The 15,443-nt window shown below is 68.6% G+C and carries 13 protein-coding genes; 4 read left to right on the top strand and 9 right to left on the bottom strand.

Features of this window, described 5'->3' with window-relative positions; genetic code table 11:
• Position 1: 1 nt before the first annotated feature.
• From murD to H276_RS0104220, 9 genes are all read right to left on the bottom strand, one after another.
• Positions 2–1,444 carry a UDP-N-acetylmuramoyl-L-alanine--D-glutamate ligase gene (murD, locus tag H276_RS0104260; protein ID WP_026356575.1) on the bottom strand — a complete coding sequence of 481 codons (1,443 nt, stop codon included), beginning with the start codon at positions 1,442–1,444 and terminating at the stop codon, positions 2–4.
• A gap of 130 nt (positions 1,445–1,574) precedes the next feature.
• Positions 1,575–2,654 carry a phospho-N-acetylmuramoyl-pentapeptide-transferase gene (mraY, locus tag H276_RS0104255; protein WP_019970068.1) on the bottom strand — a complete coding sequence of 360 codons (1,080 nt, stop codon included), beginning with the start codon at positions 2,652–2,654 and terminating at the stop codon, positions 1,575–1,577.
• Positions 2,651–4,219, bottom strand: a complete 1,569-nt coding sequence (gene murF, locus H276_RS0104250; protein WP_019970067.1) for a UDP-N-acetylmuramoyl-tripeptide--D-alanyl-D-alanine ligase — start codon at positions 4,217–4,219, stop codon at positions 2,651–2,653. Before murF ends, mraY begins: the two co-directional genes overlap by 4 nt.
• Positions 4,216–5,790 (bottom strand): UDP-N-acetylmuramoyl-L-alanyl-D-glutamate--2,6-diaminopimelate ligase, encoded by a 1,575-nt coding sequence (locus H276_RS0104245; RefSeq protein WP_019970066.1) that lies wholly within the window; start codon positions 5,788–5,790, stop codon positions 4,216–4,218. Before H276_RS0104245 ends, murF begins: the two co-directional genes overlap by 4 nt.
• A gap of 43 nt (positions 5,791–5,833) precedes the next feature.
• Entirely contained in the window at positions 5,834–7,735 is a 1,902-nt protein-coding gene (locus H276_RS0104240; RefSeq protein ID WP_026356574.1) for a penicillin-binding protein 2, read from the bottom strand.
• Positions 7,732–8,796 (bottom strand): hypothetical protein, encoded by a 1,065-nt coding sequence (locus H276_RS0104235; protein ID WP_019970064.1) that lies wholly within the window; start codon positions 8,794–8,796, stop codon positions 7,732–7,734. Before H276_RS0104235 ends, H276_RS0104240 begins: the two co-directional genes overlap by 4 nt.
• Entirely contained in the window at positions 8,793–9,941 is a 1,149-nt protein-coding gene (rsmH, locus tag H276_RS0104230; RefSeq protein WP_369758397.1) for a 16S rRNA (cytosine(1402)-N(4))-methyltransferase RsmH, read from the bottom strand. The genes H276_RS0104235 and rsmH overlap by 4 nt, the downstream gene beginning before the upstream one ends.
• Complete coding sequence (gene mraZ, locus H276_RS0104225; protein WP_019970062.1) at positions 9,916–10,347, bottom strand: division/cell wall cluster transcriptional repressor MraZ; 432 nt, start codon at positions 10,345–10,347, stop codon at positions 9,916–9,918. Before mraZ ends, rsmH begins: the two co-directional genes overlap by 26 nt.
• A 315-nt stretch (positions 10,348–10,662) precedes the next feature.
• Complete coding sequence (locus tag H276_RS0104220; RefSeq protein ID WP_018599515.1) at positions 10,663–11,061, bottom strand: DUF3040 domain-containing protein; 399 nt, start codon at positions 11,059–11,061, stop codon at positions 10,663–10,665.
• Between the two features lie 238 nt (positions 11,062–11,299).
• Between H276_RS0104220 and H276_RS0104210 the strand changes: the two genes are divergently transcribed.
• The 4 genes from H276_RS0104210 to H276_RS0104195 all read left to right on the top strand — a co-directional run bounded on the left by H276_RS0104210 (position 11,300) and on the right by H276_RS0104195 (position 15,349).
• Positions 11,300–11,914, top strand: coding sequence for an N-acetyltransferase (locus tag H276_RS0104210; protein WP_026356573.1), 615 nt, complete (start codon positions 11,300–11,302; stop codon positions 11,912–11,914).
• Between the two features lie 82 nt (positions 11,915–11,996).
• Complete coding sequence (locus H276_RS0104205; protein ID WP_051111382.1) at positions 11,997–12,641, top strand: LppM family (lipo)protein; 645 nt, start codon at positions 11,997–11,999, stop codon at positions 12,639–12,641.
• An 87-nt stretch (positions 12,642–12,728) separates the two neighbouring features.
• Positions 12,729–13,817, top strand: a complete 1,089-nt coding sequence (gene idsA2 / locus H276_RS0104200; protein WP_019970058.1) for a bifunctional (2E,6E)-farnesyl/geranyl diphosphate synthase — start codon at positions 12,729–12,731, stop codon at positions 13,815–13,817.
• Positions 13,814–15,349 carry an alpha-(1->6)-mannopyranosyltransferase A gene (locus tag H276_RS0104195; protein ID WP_019970057.1) on the top strand — a complete coding sequence of 512 codons (1,536 nt, stop codon included), beginning with the start codon at positions 13,814–13,816 and terminating at the stop codon, positions 15,347–15,349. The genes idsA2 and H276_RS0104195 overlap by 4 nt, the downstream gene beginning before the upstream one ends.
• The last annotated feature ends 94 nt before the right edge of the window (positions 15,350–15,443 follow it).

Here is a 15,443-nt window from a genome sequence, read left to right as displayed (position 1 = left end):
GTTACCCGGTGACAGCGTGCACGGCCGCAGCGAACATGTCGCCGCGCTGGCCGTAGCCGCTGAACTGATCGAAGGATGCTCCGGCCGGGGCCAGCAACACCGTGTCGCCAGGCCTCGCCAGCTGGCGGGCGGCGTCGACGGCGGCGGCCATGACAGCTTCGGAGACCGGCCGCCCCGCCACTTCGATCACACGAGTCACATGTTTACCAATAGACCCACTAGTCTCAAGCACCCCAGAATCCTCCCCCGCCACAAGCTCGACGACGGGGACATCCGGTGCGTGTCGCGATAACGCCTCGGCAACCGCTCGGCGGTCGCGCCCGATCACGATCACCCCGGCGAGCCGGCCCGCGACGTGTCGTACCAGCTCATCAACCGAAGCGCCCTTCAAGAGCCCGCCGGCGATCCACACCACCCGCGGGTATGCGGTGATCGAAGCCTGCGCGGCGTGCGGATTGGTGGCCTTCGAATCGTCGACGTAGCGCACCCCGTCGACAGTCCCGACCATCTCGGCCCGGTGCCGACCGACCCGGAATGACGCGAGAGCGGCCGCGATCGCCTCGGGCGGTACGTCCACGGCCCGCGCCAGCGCTGCCGCCCCCAGCGCGTCGAGCACGCCAACCGGGCCTGCGACCCCGATGGTCGCCGCGTCAGCCAACTCGACGTCACTGCCGAACGCCCGGTCGATGAGCTTGCCGGCACGCACCCCGAGCTCCCCTGGTGCCGGCTCACCGAGCCGGAAACCGACCCGCACGGGCGCACCCGCGGAGCCGAGTAGCCCGGCGGCGACCGGATCGTCGAGCCCCACCACGGCCACCCCGCCGTCGAGCACGCGGGACTTGTCGCGCGCGTAGGCCTCCATCGACCCGTGCCAGTCGAGATGGTCCTCGGCCACGTTGAGCACCACACCGGCCTCGGGCCGCAGCGAGGGCGCCCAATGCAGCTGGAAGCTCGACAGCTCGACGGCCAGCAGTTCTGCAGGCTGATCGAGCACCGCCAGCACGGGGTCACCGATGTTGCCGCACAGCACGCTGCGTCGGCCGGCCGCCACGAGCATCTCGTGCAGCATCGAGGTGGTCGTGGTCTTGCCGTTGGTCCCGGTGACCACGAGCCAGCGCCGCGGTGGCCCGAAGCATCCCGCCGCATCCAGACGCCAGGCCAGCTCGACGTCACCCCAGATCGGCACACCCGCGGCCGCGGCGGCAGCCAGCACCGGCGCGCTCGGTGGAAATCCTGGACTCGTCACCACCAGCGCGAAATCCCCGATCGCAGCAACAGCCCCGGCCGGATCCACGACGGCGACACCCTCGTCCGCGTACGACCGCAGGGCCTCGACGTTGTCGTCACACAGTGTCGCGGCGACCCCCAGCGGCGCCAGCACGGCCAGCACGGCCCGGCCGGTGATGCCTGCGCCCGTGACGAGCACCGGCGCACCCGCGATCAACGGCGCTGGAAGTTTTCTGTCCTCCTCACGTGCGGGAAGTCTTCTGTCCTCCTCACGTGCGGGCCGTTTTCTGTCCTCCTCACGTGCGGGCCGTTTTCTGTCCTCCTCACGTGCGGGCCGCCCGGCCACGTCAGGCCCCGACAGCGGTCAGCCATTCGCTGTAGAACAGGGCTACGCCCAGCCCACAGGCGATCGCCGTCAACAACCAGAACCGGATGATGACCGTCGTCTCCGCCCAACCGACCAACTCGAAGTGGTGGTGGAACGGCGCCATGCGGAACACCCTGCGGCCCGTCGTGCGGAACGCGAGAATCTGGACCACCACCGAGGTGACCTCGGCGACGAACAGCGCGCCCAGAACCACCGCGAGGATCTCGGTGCGGCTCATCACCGACAGGCCGGCGATGATGCCACCCAGAGCCAACGAGCCGGTGTCACCCATGAAGATCTTGGCCGGGGCGGCATTCCACCACAGGAAGCCGATGCAGGCACCCGCCGCCGCGGCGGCGATCAGCGCCAGATCCAGCGGGTCGCGCACGTTGTAGCAGCCCAGCCCGGGTGCGGTGGCACAGGCGTTACGGAACTGCCAGAAGGTGATCAGCACGTACGCCGCGCAGACCATCGCCATCGCGCCGGCGGCCAGGCCGTCCAGACCGTCGGTGAAGTTCACCGCATTCGACCATGCACTGACAATCACCACGCAGAACAGCACGAACACCCACGACGCCAGCGTGACCGTGGCGATCTCACGCACATAGGACAACTCCGGGCTGCCCGGTGTCAGCCCGTCATTGTTGCGGAACTGCAGGACCAGCACGCCGAACAACACCGCGGCAAGCAGCTGACCGACCGTTTTGGCGGTCTTGTTCAGCCCCAGGTTGCGCGACCGGCGCAGCTTGATCAGATCATCGAGGAAACCGACACCGCCAAGCATGGTGGCCAGACCGAGCACGAGCATGCCCGACGCCGACGGACCGTCCCCACCCATCGCCATGCCGACCAGGTGGGTGCCCAGGTAACCGGCCCAGATGCCGGCGACGATGGCCACCCCGCCCATCGACGGGGTCCCGCGTTTCTTGGCGTGACTGGCCGGGCCGTCTTCCCGTATCTCGTGGCCCAGCCCCCGCTTGGTGAACAACCGGATCAACGCCGGGGTCAGCAGGATGGACACCGTCAACGCGATGCCGACGGCGATGAGGATCAGCTTCATCCGCAGCCTCCGGCGTCAGCCGCCTCATCGACGCCTCCGGCGTCGGCCGCCTCACCGACGCCTCCGGCGTCAGCCGCCAGGGTGTCGGCGAGCACGCCGAGCCCCGCCGAATTGGAGGCTTTCACCAGCACCACGTCACCGGGCTGCAGCTCGGCGCGCAACAGGTGCAGTGCAGTGTCAGCATCGGCGACCATCCTGGACTCCGAGCCCCATGAGCCCTCCATTACCGCTCCGTGGTGCATGGCGCTCAACGACCTTCCGGTTCCGACGACGATGAGTCGAGAAACATCTAAGCGCACCGCCAGCCGGCCGATGCGATCGTGCTCGGATATCGCATCCTCACCCAACTCGGCCATCTCACCGAGAACCGCCCAGCTGCGCCGGCCCACAGTGGCGCCTTCGCCGGACTTTTCACTGGCCATCCAGGCCAGCGCCTTCAACCCGGCCCGCATCGAATCGGGGTTCGCGTTGTACGCATCGTTGATGACCGTCACGCCGTCGGCCCGGGTGCTCACCTGCATGCGGTGCCGCGAGACCGGCCCGGCGCCCGACAGCGCCTCGGCGACCTGCTCCAGCGTCGCCCCGCATTCGAGCGCGACCGCCGCCGCGCTCAGCGCATTGGACACCTGATGGTCGCCGTGTACCGCCAACGCGAGCTCGACCTGCCCGGCGGCGGTGTGCAGGGTGAACCGCGGCCTGGCCAATCCATCGAGCGTCACAGGACCGGCCCACAGGTCCACCGCCGCCCCCGGCTCGCGCGAGACCCGCACCACGCGGGCGTCGGTCAGGGCGGCCATGGCCGCCACCGCGGTGTCGTCGGCATTGAGCACCACCACGCCGGTCTCGGGGACAGCTTGCGGCAGCTCGGCTTTCGTCTTGGCGATGACCTCGCGCGAGCCGAATTCGCCGAGGTGGGCGGTACCGACGTTGAGCACCACGGCGATGGACGGCCTGGCAATCGCGGCCAGTGCTGCGATGTTGCCGGGATGGCGCGCCGACATCTCCAGGATCAGGTAGTCGGTGTCGGTGGTGGCGCGCAGCACCGTCCACGGATGGCCGAGTTCGTTGTTGAACGAACCCGGCGGGGCGACCACCTCCCCCAACGGGGACAACACCGCGGCCAGCAGATCCTTGGTCGACGTCTTACCGGACGATCCGGTGACACCGATGATCTTGAGCCCGCCCTCGGCCAGCTCGGTGGCCACTGCGGCGGCCAGCCGCGCCAGCGCGGCCAGCACCGCCGCGCCCGATCCGTCGGTGTCGTGTTCGAGGGCTCCCGACGCCGCGTCGGCCGCCCCGGGTTCAGGCCGGACGATGATCGCGGGCACGCCGACCGGCCGCGTGGCCAGCACCGCCGCCGCCCCCGACGCCACCGCAGCCGCGGCGAAGTCGTGACCATCCGACCGGGCCCCCGGCAGCGCCAGGAACAGCCCACCGGGACCGACTGCGCGGGAATCGAACTCGACAGTGCCGGTAACCCGCGTCTGCGCCGCCTGCTCGGCGGTGATGTCGGCCAGTTCGCCGCCGACGATCTCGGCGACCCTGGCGACTGTCATCTCGATCATGCGCCCGACTCCCCTGGCTCCCCGACCTCTGCCCCCACTGCCGACAGCGCCTCCAGTGCCGCCGCGAGCTCGGTGCGATCGTCGAAGGGGCGGGTCTGGCCACCGCTGGTCTGCCCGGACTCGTGACCCTTGCCGGCGATCAGCACGATGTCGCCCGGCCGCGCCCAGGCCACGGCGTGGTCGATGGCTTTCCGCCGGTCACCCACCTCGACCACGTCGGCGGCTCCGGCGACCGCGCCGGCCATGATGGCGGCCCGGATCGTCGCGGGATTTTCGTCACGCGGATTGTCATCGGTGATCACCACCAGGTCGGCCAGCTCGGCGGCCACGCTCCCCATCAGCTCACGCTTGCCGGCGTCCCGGTTGCCCCCGGCACCGAAGACCACTGCCAGCCGGGTACGGTGTTGCCCCGTCGCCGCGCCCGCGGTCCGTAGCGTCTCCAACACCGCCCGCAGCGCACCGGGCTTGTGGGCATAGTCGACCAACGCCAGGAACGGCTGGCCGCGGTCGATCGCCTCCAGTCGACCGGGGACTGCCGCACTGCGCAGTCCGGGCGCTGCCTGTACGGGCGAAACCCCGACGACGTCGAGCAGACCCAACGCCAGCGCGGCGTTGGCCACGTTGTAGCGACCGGGCAGCCCGACGCCCAGCTCGTGGTGCACACCGGCGGGGTCGACCACAATGAATTCCTGGGCTCCCGGTCCCGCCGCTGTGACCGCCTGCACCGCCCAGTCCGCCGGCCGGCCCGTCGCGCTCACCGTCACAGGGTCGTCGGCCCGCTCGGCCATGGCCACCCCCGCGTCGTCGTCTACACAGATCACGGCTGCGGCCGCGTGATTCGGCGACGCGGGATCGAACAACCGGGCCTTGGCCTCGAAGTAGTCCGCCATCGTCGGGTGAAAGTCAAGATGATCGCGGGACAGGTTGGTGAACCCGCCGACGGCGAAGCGCACCCCATCCACGCGGCCGAGCATCAACGCGTGGCTGGACACCTCCATCACCACGGTGTCCACCCCGCTCTCGACCATGACAGCCAGCAGCGCCTGCAGATCGGGCGCCTCCGGGGTGGTCAGCGCACTGGGCAGATCGTTGCCGTCGATACGGACCCCGACGGTGCCGATCAGACCCGCGACCCGGCCCGCCGCCCGCAGCCCGGCCTCCACCAGATAGGTGGTGGTGGTCTTCCCCGAGGTTCCGGTGACACCGATGACCCGCAGCCGCTCGGCGGGGTTGCCGTAGACCGCGGCCGCGGCCTGGCCGAGTACCGAGCGGGGTTCCGGATGAACCAGCACCGGCACGCCGAGCGAGTCCTCGAGTTCGGCGACACCGGCCGCATCGGTCAACACGGCCACCGCACCGCGCGACACCGCATCGGCCGCGTAGCGTGCGCCGTGCGCGGCCGAACCCGGCAGCGCGGCGAACAGATCACCCGGGCGAGCATCCTGGCCGCGCAGCGTCACACCGGTCACCCGGAGTTCGGGCAGCCGGGACGCATCGAAGGGAACGGCCTGGATCTGTTCAGCCAGCGACACGAGAAGTTCGCCGGCGGGATGGCTGGGACGCGGCTTCATGGCCCTGCCACAGTACCTACCGTCGATCCGGCGATCTGCGGTGTCAGGTCGCCTGCAGCGTCAGTGGTGGACCGGGGTCAGGAGACAGGGGCACATTGTGGCGCTGCAGCAACCAGGAGGCGATGTTGTGGAACAGTGGTGCCGCCGACGACCCCGGCGAGCCGTCCGCCGCGCGGTGCGGCGCGTCCATCATGATGCCGACCACATACCGCGGGTTGTCCGCCGGAGCCATACCGGCGAAGGTGATCCAGTAGACGTCGTCGTAGTAGCAGCCGCAGGCCGGGTTGATCTGCTGGGCGGTGCCGGTCTTGCCGGCAATCTGGTAGCCCTCGACGGCAGCCTGCGGACCGGTGCCCTGTTGGTAGCCCATGGGATCGCGCTGCACGATCGCGCGGAACATGTTGCGCACCGTGCGCGCGGTCTCTGGCGAGACCACCCGCACCCCGTCGGGATGGGGCTCGTCCTTGCGGCTGCCGTCCGGGCCGATGGTCGACTTGATGATCCGCGGCGGCATCCGCACGCCGTCGTTGGCGATGGTCTGGTACATCGAGGTCATCTGCAGCAGCGTCATCGAAAGACCTTGGCCGATCGGCAGGTTCGCAAACGAACTGCCCGACCACTGGTCGATCGGGGGGACCAGACCGGAGCTCTCGCCGGGTAGGCCGACGTTGGTGCGCTGCCCCAGCCCGAACTTGCGGACCATGTCGTAGAACCGGTCTGGCCCGATGCGCTGAGCCAGCATCAGCGTGCCGACGTTGGACGACTTCCCGAACACTCCGGTTGTGGTGTACGGCATCACACCGTGGTTCCAGGCGTCCCGGACGGTAACGCCGCCCATGTTGATCGAACCCGGGACCTGCAGCACCTCGTCGGGCGTGGTCAGGCCGAGTTCGATCGCCGTGGACGCCGTGATGATCTTGTTGACCGATCCCGGCTCGAACGGGGAGGACACCGGCAGATTGCCCATCTGCCGGTCGCCCTGACGGCCGATGTCCTGGGAGGGGTCGAACGTGTTGTCGTTCGACATCGCCAGCACTTCACCGGTTTTCGAGTCCAACACCACCGCTGAGACGTTCTTGGCGCCGGACGCGTCCTTGGCCATCTGGACTTGCTGCTGCACGTAGTACTGGATGTCGTCGTCGAGCGTCAGCTCCACGGTGGACCCGTTGACCGCGTCGTGGCGGTTGCGGTAGCTACCGGGGATCACCACACCGTCGGAACCCCGGTCATAGGTGAGCGACCCATCCGAGCCCGACAGTTCGGCGTCGAGCGAATCCTCGAGCCCGAGCAGCCCGTGGCCGTCCCAGTCGATACCACCGACGATGTTGGCCGCCAGGGCTCCACCCGGGTACTGGCGCAGATCCTGCCGTTCCGAACCTACTTCGGGGAACTTGTCCATGATGGCGTTGGCCACCGACGGATCGACCGCTCGGGCCAGATACACGAACGAGTCGTCGCTCTTCAGCTTGCGCAGTACCGTCTTCGCGTCGGGCTTGTTGTTCAGCCGCGCCGCCACCTCGTTCGCGATGTCGGAAAGCCTGCGATCCGGATCTGGCGCCTTCGGCGACTTGGCCTTGGCGTCGGCCAGTTGCTTGCGGATCCGGACCGGCTGGAAGGTCAGTGCCCTCGCCTCGATAGTGAAGGCCAGCTTGTCGCCGTTGCGGTCGACGATGCTGCCCCGCAGTGCCGGTTCGACATCGGTGACCTTGAGCTGGCTGGCGGCCTCGGCCCGCAGGCCTGCCGCCTGCGGAACCTGCAGGCTGAACAGCTGTGCCACCGCGATCGCCAGCACGGCGAAGATGACGATGTTGCCGGCGCGGTGCCGGAACATGAATGATCCACTGCCCGAACCGCTTGCCCTGGCGATACGGACCCGCCGGGCCCGCGCCGGACGACCCTGGCCGGTCAGGTCCGCCTTCGTGGGCGGCTGCGGCCGCCTCCTCATGCCGCCGGTGCGGGGACGGGGGCGTCGGCCGGGGCGAACTGTCCGGCGCCGGGGGGCGGGCCCGGGGGCAACGGCACCCCGGCCACGGGCGGGCCCGGGGCCGGAACAGGTGCGGCGGGTGCCGGTATGACGGGTGCAGGTACAACGGCCGGCGGCGCGTCGGCGACAGGCGCGGGCAGAGGTGGCGCGGCTGCGGGTGCGGGTGCAGGTGCGGCGACCAGCGGTGCGGCCGGAGGTGCGACCAGCGGTGCAGCCGGAGGTGCGGCAATTTGCGGGGCCGGCGCGGGTTGTCCCGGCAGTACCTGGCCGGGCTCCGGCATGTGCACGGTCACCTCACGCGGATCGATGACACGCGGTGCCGGCGGTGCGGGCGGCGCGGGCGGCGGCGTGGTCGGATCGGGTAGCGGAACGTTCATCGGAGGCGGCGGAACACCCTCAGCGGGTTTCGGCGTGCCCACCACCGTCCAACTCCCGGTCGGGTCTTGTACCAGATGGGCGGTGTCGCGTGACGGGATCATGCCCAGGTTCCTGGCCGCCTCGGCCAATGCGGGCGCGGCCTGCGCCTCGAGCACATCGCGCTCCAGTGCCTCTTTCTGCTGCTGCAGTCCCTGCGTGGTCTGCCGAGCATGGCCCAGCTCATAGGACCGCTCGGCGGAGCCGGTGGACAGCCACAGCGTGACCCCCAACCCGAAGCCCAACGCCGCGATCACGAGGGCAACGAACGGGACCCTGGCGATCAGCTCCCGCGGGTTCAGTTCGATCGAGGCCAGCCTGACCAGCAGGCGTTCCCGCAGCGGCGGACGAATAACCTTGGGCGCCTTGGCTTTCCGGGCCTTGGCGCGGGCTTTGGCCTGACTGGTGCTCTTGGGGCGCACCGGCTGAGTCTTGGGCCGCGGGATCGGACCGGTTGCCGGCGCCGGCGCGGCGCGACGCTGATCGGTACCGGGCCTACGGGTGCGGGGCGGGGCCTCGGTGGCACGTCGGGCCGCGGCCCGAGCCGGCTTGCGCGCGTTGCGTCGACGCGTGTGCTCCGATGCCGGTGCCGGTCGCTTGGTCTTCATGAGCCGCCCCTTCCCCCAACCTTTTCAAGTGCTCGCAGCCGCGCCGGGGCGCTACGTGGATTGCGTTCGATCTCGTCGGCACAGGCCCGCTCGGCGCCTCGGGTCAGGGCCACGAATTCCGGTTCGTGGCCCGGTAGTTCGATGGGCAGGCCGGGCGGCGTGCGTGATGCGGTCGCGGTGGCGAACGCATTCTTGACGATGCGGTCCTCCAACGACTGGTAGGCCATCACCACGATGCGTCCGCCCGGCCGTAACGCCGCCAATGCGGCAGGCAACGCGGCCCGCAGCGAATCGAGCTCGCCGTTGACGGCAATGCGCAACGCCTGGAACGTGCGTTTGGCCGGGTGCCCCCCGGTCCGTCGCGCCGGCGCCGGGATGGCCTCGTAGAGCAGCTCGACCAGTTCGGCCGTTGTCTCGAACGGGTGCTCGGCGCGCCGCTTGACGACCTTGTCGGCGATCCTGCTGGCGAACCGCTCCTCGCCGAAGTCACGCAGTATGCGCGCCAGCTCCTTGGCGTCGTAGGTATTGAGGATCTCGGCGGCAGTCAGCCGGGCATCGGGATCCATGCGCATGTCCAGCGGAGCGTCGGCCGAGTAGGAGAACCCCCGCTGCACCTGGTCGAGCTGCATCGACGACACACCCAGGTCGAACAGCACGCCGTCGACCCGGTCAGCACCGGCTTGGGCGATGGCGGCGGGGATGCCGTCGTAGCGGGTGCGGACGAATGTCACCCGGTCGGCGAAGGGGGCCAGTCGCGCACCGGCGATGGCCAAGGCATTGGGATCGCGATCCAGGGCGATGAGCCGCAGACCGGGAAACTCGGTGAGAAACCGTTCAGAATGTCCGCCGGCGCCCAGAGTCCCATCGATGAGCACCGCGTCGGATCCGTCGCTGTGGCGACGGGTCAGCGCAGGGCTGAGCAGTTCGACACAGCGGTCCAGCAAGACCGGGACATGACCGTGGTCACCCACATCCGAGACCACACCAACACCTCCGCTAAGGGCTGCCCCTGCGGCGAGGTCTCTGTCCGAAACCTGGGACCTGGCGTTGGGGAAGTACGCCAGGGCCGGCTCGGGCAGAGGCCACGCCGCACGGGCCTCGTTCGGGTTACCGTCCGAATCAAATGATGTTGCGCAGAGTTTCATCAGTGGCCGCGGAGAAGTTTTCTTCGTGGGTCTGCTGGTACTCCTGCCAGGCTTGAGCGTCCCAGATCTCCAGGTAGTCGACCGATCCGATCACCACGCAGTCCTTGGACAGGTTGGCGTAGCGACGGTGATCTGCCGACAGGGTGATCCGGCCCTGCGCGTCGGGGTGCTGCTCATCGGTTGCGGCGGCCAGGTTGCGCAGGAACGCACGGGCTTCCGGATTGCTCCGAGAGGCCTGTGAAGCGCGCCTGGCCAGCTTTTCGAACTCGTCGCGCGGGTAGACGGCGAGGCTGTGATCTTGGCTCTTGGTGACCATCAATCCTCCTGCCAGCGCGTCGCGGAACTTGGCGGGCAGCGTCAGCCGCCCCTTGTCGTCGAGCTTGGGCGTGTAGGTGCCCAGAAACATCTGGCCACCTCCCACACGGGGTTCCGGTTTCCCCGTTGACCGCCACTTTACCCCACAATCCCCCACTTTGCTCCCATTGACGACACAACTTGGTTGCGAAGCCCCACATGTGCCACCGATGAAGAGATCACCTGGCGTGAATTCCCCTGAGCGAGCCAGTAGTTAACAGAAAACCCGCAGGTCGATAAGCATGAAGGAGGAGTGGGGCGAAGTGGGGGAAGTGTCGATCCGCGGCTGCGTACTGGCGTGTCGGCGACCGACGCGACGCACAAAAAAGGGGTAGCCCGCGTGGGCTACCCCTGGACGAATCCCGGCCTACTCGTCGAAGCGCCGGCGGAAACGGTCCTCCATGCGATTGGTGAACGAACCACCACGCTGGCGGCGCTGCCGCGGTGAACCGGGTGCCGCAGCCGAGTGGTCACGTCCGCCCGTGACACGCGGGCCGGTGATGGCGAACACCACGCCCGCGAACATCACCACGAAGCCGAGAACCGATAAGACCGGGAAGCCGCCGATCATCGTCGCCTTGACGGCGACACCGACGACGAGCATCGCCAGGCCGAGGATGAACAGCAGAGCACCCTGCAGCCTGCGGCGCGCCGAAGGCGCGCGTAAGTTCCCACCGCGAACGCTCGAGGCGAACTTGGGATCCTCGGCATAGAGCGCGCTCTCGATCTGATCGAGCATGCGCTGCTCATGATCGGAGAGTGGCATTCGTCCCTCCTTGCCGACGCCGCCGTCGCATTGTCCGAAGTAATCTGACCAAACCCTCAGGTGTCCGACATCACGGCCACCTGACAGTAATGATACGAGGTCGATCCGAGCCGTACCACCTCGTTCGTCGTCGATTGTATGTCGTTGCGCACAACCGCGACCGAGCACCTCACCGCCCGGATAATGACTTCGATAATTGAGTGTGACGACACCGACGGCCGCGGGAAAGGCAACCGAATTGGCGATGTATCTCATCGATCTGTCGCCGGACGACATGCAGCGCCGGCTCCCCGAAGCGCTGCGGGTGTACGTCGACGCCATGCGCTACCCGCGCGGAACCGAGGAACAGCGGGCGTCGCTGTGGGTGGAACACACGCGGCGGCAGGGGTGGAAAGGCGTCGCCGCCGTCGAGGTCGCCGACCCCCGGCCCAACTCCGACAAGGACGCGACGCCGGGTACCGAGGAGTTGGCCGCTGCCCCACTCCTCGGCATCGCCTACGGCTACTGCGGCGCGCCCGATCAGTGGTGGCAGCAGCAGGTGGTGGCCGGTTTACATCAGGTCGGCGCCGACCCGGCACGCATCGACGAGTTGATGACCAGCTACTTCGAGTTGACCGAACTGCATATCGAGCCCGGGGCCCAGGGCCGGGGTCTGGGCGAAGCACTGACCAGACGCCTGCTCAACGGCCGCACCGAAGCCCACGTGCTGCTGTCCACCCCGGAGATCAACGGCGAGGCCAACCGCGCCTGGCGGCTGTACCGCCGCCTGGGATTCACCGACGTCATCCGTGGTTACCACTTCGCGGGCGACCCCCGCGCCTTCGCCGTCCTGGGCCGCGCCCTACCGCTGTGACCCCCGCCCCATCTGGCACGATGACCAGGTGCGCAAGCGGTTCATATGGTCCAGGAGCAAGAGCCGACTGCCGGCACTGCTGATGTTGTTGCTGCTGGTGCTGCCGATGGCCGTGGGCTGCGTCCGCGTCCGCACGTCGCTCACGGTGTCGCCCGATGACCGTGTCTCCGGCCAGATCATCGCCGCCGCCAAACCCCGGGACGCCAACGACAAGGGCCCGCAGCTGCTCAACAACCTGCCGTTCGCCACCAAGGTCTCGGTTACCCCGTACAGCCGTGACGACTATGTGGGCTCAGAGGCCGTGTTCTCCGACCTCAGCTTCTCCGAGCTGCCGCAACTGGCCGCGATGAACCGCGACGCGGCAGGCGTGGACATCTCGCTGCGGCGCGCCGGCGAGCTCGTCATCCTCGAGGGACGCGTCGATCTCACCACCCTCAACGATCCCGAGGCCGACGTACTCCTGACCGTGTCCTTCCCGGGCGAGGTGACCTCGACCAACGGTGACCGGGTGAGCTCCTCGATCGTGGAGTGGAAACTGCGGCCGGGTGTGGTGAGCACGATGAACGCCCAGGCCCGCTACACCGATCCGAGCGCCCGCTCGTTCACCACCGCCGCCATCTGGCTGGCGGTGGGTGCGTTCGTGGTCGCCGGTGTCATCGGGGCGCTGGCCTGGAACAGCCGGGACCGCTCGTCGAAACCGGGCGAGCCTGCGACCGCGCGCGACTGAGCAAGCGTTCCGGAAAAGCCCGTGGCAGGCTCTACTCTGAAGACACCGCGGGGGCCACGAGCACACGAAAGGGGCAGGGCGCTGAGCGTGGAAGCAGCGGCACCGTCGGCTGCCGAGTTGGCCGGCGCCGTGACCGAACAGTTGCGTGAATACCTGCAGGAACGTCGACACGACTGCGCTTACATCGGCACCGAATATGCGGAGCTGACCGCGACCCTCGAAGAGTTCGTGCTGCGCGGCGGCAAGCGGCTGCGCCCGGCGTTCGCCTACTGGGGCTGGCGCGCGGTCACCGATTCTCCCGATTCCCCGGCCGGTCGCGAGGCGTTGCGCCTTTTCGCAGCTCTGGAATTGCTTCAGGCGTGTGCCCTGGTCCACGACGACGTGATCGACGATTCGGCGACTCGGCGCGGCCTGCCCACAGTGCACCGACTGTTCACCGGATGGCACCGCGAGCGGCACTGGCGCGGATCCTCCGAACAGTTCGGCCTGTCGGCCGCGATCCTGCTCGGTGACCTGGCATTGGCCTGGGCCGACGACATCGTGGCCACCGTCGACCTGCCCGCCGACGCCCGCCTGCGGGTTCAGGACGTCTGGGCACACATCCGCACCGAGGTGCTCGGTGGCCAATACCTGGACATCGTCGCCGAATCCAACGGTGCGGAATCGGTGGCCTCGGCGATGAACGTCAACACCTACAAGACGGCGTCCTACACCGTGGTCCGGCCGCTGCAGCTGGGCGCCGCCGCGGCCGCCGACCGACCCGACGTGCAGGAGATCTTCCACCGGATCGGCAACGACCTCGGGGTGGCCTTTCAGCTGCGCGACGACGTTCTCGGGGTGTTCGGTGATCCCGCTGTCACGGGCAAACCCTCCGGCGACGACCTGCGGTCCGGCAAACGCACCGTGCTGCTCGCAGAAGCACTGGAACTGGCCGACAAGACCGACCCCGTCGCCGCCAAACTGCTGCGCACCACGATCGGCACCGAGCTGACGGATGGCCAGGTGCGCGAGCTGCGCCTGGCCATCGAATCCGTCGGCGCACTGGCCGCCGTGGAACAGCACATCGGGATGCTCACCCGGCGTGCACTCGAAGTGCTGACCGCCGCGCCCGTGCACACCCAGGCCAAAGCCGGCATCGCCGAACTGGCGCGGCTCGCCGCCAACCGGTCGGCATGACCGCGCCGACCGAATCTAAGACCTCGAACAGCGGTCTGATGCATCATCTTTCGCGCTTGGCCGGATTCGCCATGTCACCTCAGGGGGCGCAGGCGCGGCTGGGGTTCCTCGGGGCTGTACTGCTGACCATCGGCGGGCTCGGCGCGGGCAGCACCCGGCTGCATGATCCCCTGCTGGAGTCAATGCACCTGTCCTGGTTGCGGTTCGGCCACGGCCTGGTGATCTCGTCGGTGCTGTTGTGGGTCGGCGTCGCGCTGATGCTCGGGGCCTGGCTGTGGCTCGGCCGGCGGGTGATCGACCGGACCGCAACCGAATACACCATGATCGCCACCACGGGTTTCTGGCTGGCTCCGCTGCTGCTGAGCGTGCCGTTGTTCAGCCGAGACACCTACTCCTATCTGGCCCAGGGCGCGCTGCTGCGGGACGGCCTCGATCCCTATGTGGTCGGGCCGGTGGACAACCCGAACTCCTTGCTGGAGGACGTCAGTCCGATCTGGACCACCACCACCGCGCCGTACGGTCCGGCCTTCATCCTCGTCGCAAAGTTCGTCACGATGTTGGTGGGCAACAACATCGTCTCGGGCACCATGCTGCTGCGGTTGTGCATGCTGCCCGGCCTGGTGCTGTTGATCTGGGCGGCGCCACGCGTGGCCCGCCACGTCGGCGCCAACGGGGCTGCATCGCTGTGGATCTGCGTGCTCAACCCGCTGGTGATCATTCAGCTGATGGGCGGCGTACACAACGAGATGCTGATGGTCGGGCTGATGATGGCCGCGATCGCGCTGACCTTCGCCGGTCGCCCGGTGTGGGGCGTCAGTCTCATCGCGGTGGCGGTCGCGGTGAAAGCCACCGCGGGACTTGCCCTCCCGTTCCTGGTCTGGGTGTGGATGCGGCAACTGCGGGACAGACGCGATCTGTCCCCGCTGCGGGCGTTTGCACTCGCCACGGCAGCGTCGGCGCTGATCTTCGTGGCGGTGTTCGCGGTGCTGTCACTCGCGGCCGGGGTCGGGCTGGGTTGGCTGACGGCGTTGGCCGGCTCGGTGAAGATCATCAACTGGCTGACGGTGCCGACTGCGGCATCGAATCTCATCAACGCCATTGGCGGCCTGGTCTTCCCGGTGAACTTCTACGCGGTGCTCGAGGTAGCGCGGATCATCGGGATCGTCGTGATCGTGATCGCTCTGCCGCTGCTGTGGTGGCGGTTCCGGCACACCGACCGGGAAGCACTCACCGGCATCGCGCTCGCGATGGTCGTCGTGGTGTTGTTCGTGCCGGCTGCGCTGCCCTGGTACTACACCTGGCCACTGGCGGTGGCCGCCGCGTTGATCCAGACCCGGCCCGCGATCGCGGCGATCGCCGGGTTCTCCACCTGGATCACGGTGATGTGGAAACCCGATGGCGCCCACGGCATGTATTCGTGGGCCCACGTGCTGCTCACCACGGCGTGCGCCGCGGTGGCCTGGTACTCGTTGTATCGGGCGCCGGAGCCGAACACCGCGGGAGCCGACGAACCCGAGCCTGCGGCGGCCTAGTTCCGCCGAGCGTGCGTGTCTGCTGCCCGGCACACCGTGTTTCAACAGCACTCCGCGCACCCTCACGCGAGACGACGGTGCGCGCAATGCCGGC

Origin of the sequence: Mycobacterium sp. 141, from assembly GCF_000382405.1 — a bacterium.
In the GTDB taxonomy this organism is placed as follows: domain Bacteria; phylum Actinomycetota; class Actinomycetes; order Mycobacteriales; family Mycobacteriaceae; genus Mycobacterium.
Note: the sequence above shows the minus strand (reverse complement) of the source record. Positions and strands in the feature narration are given on the sequence as shown.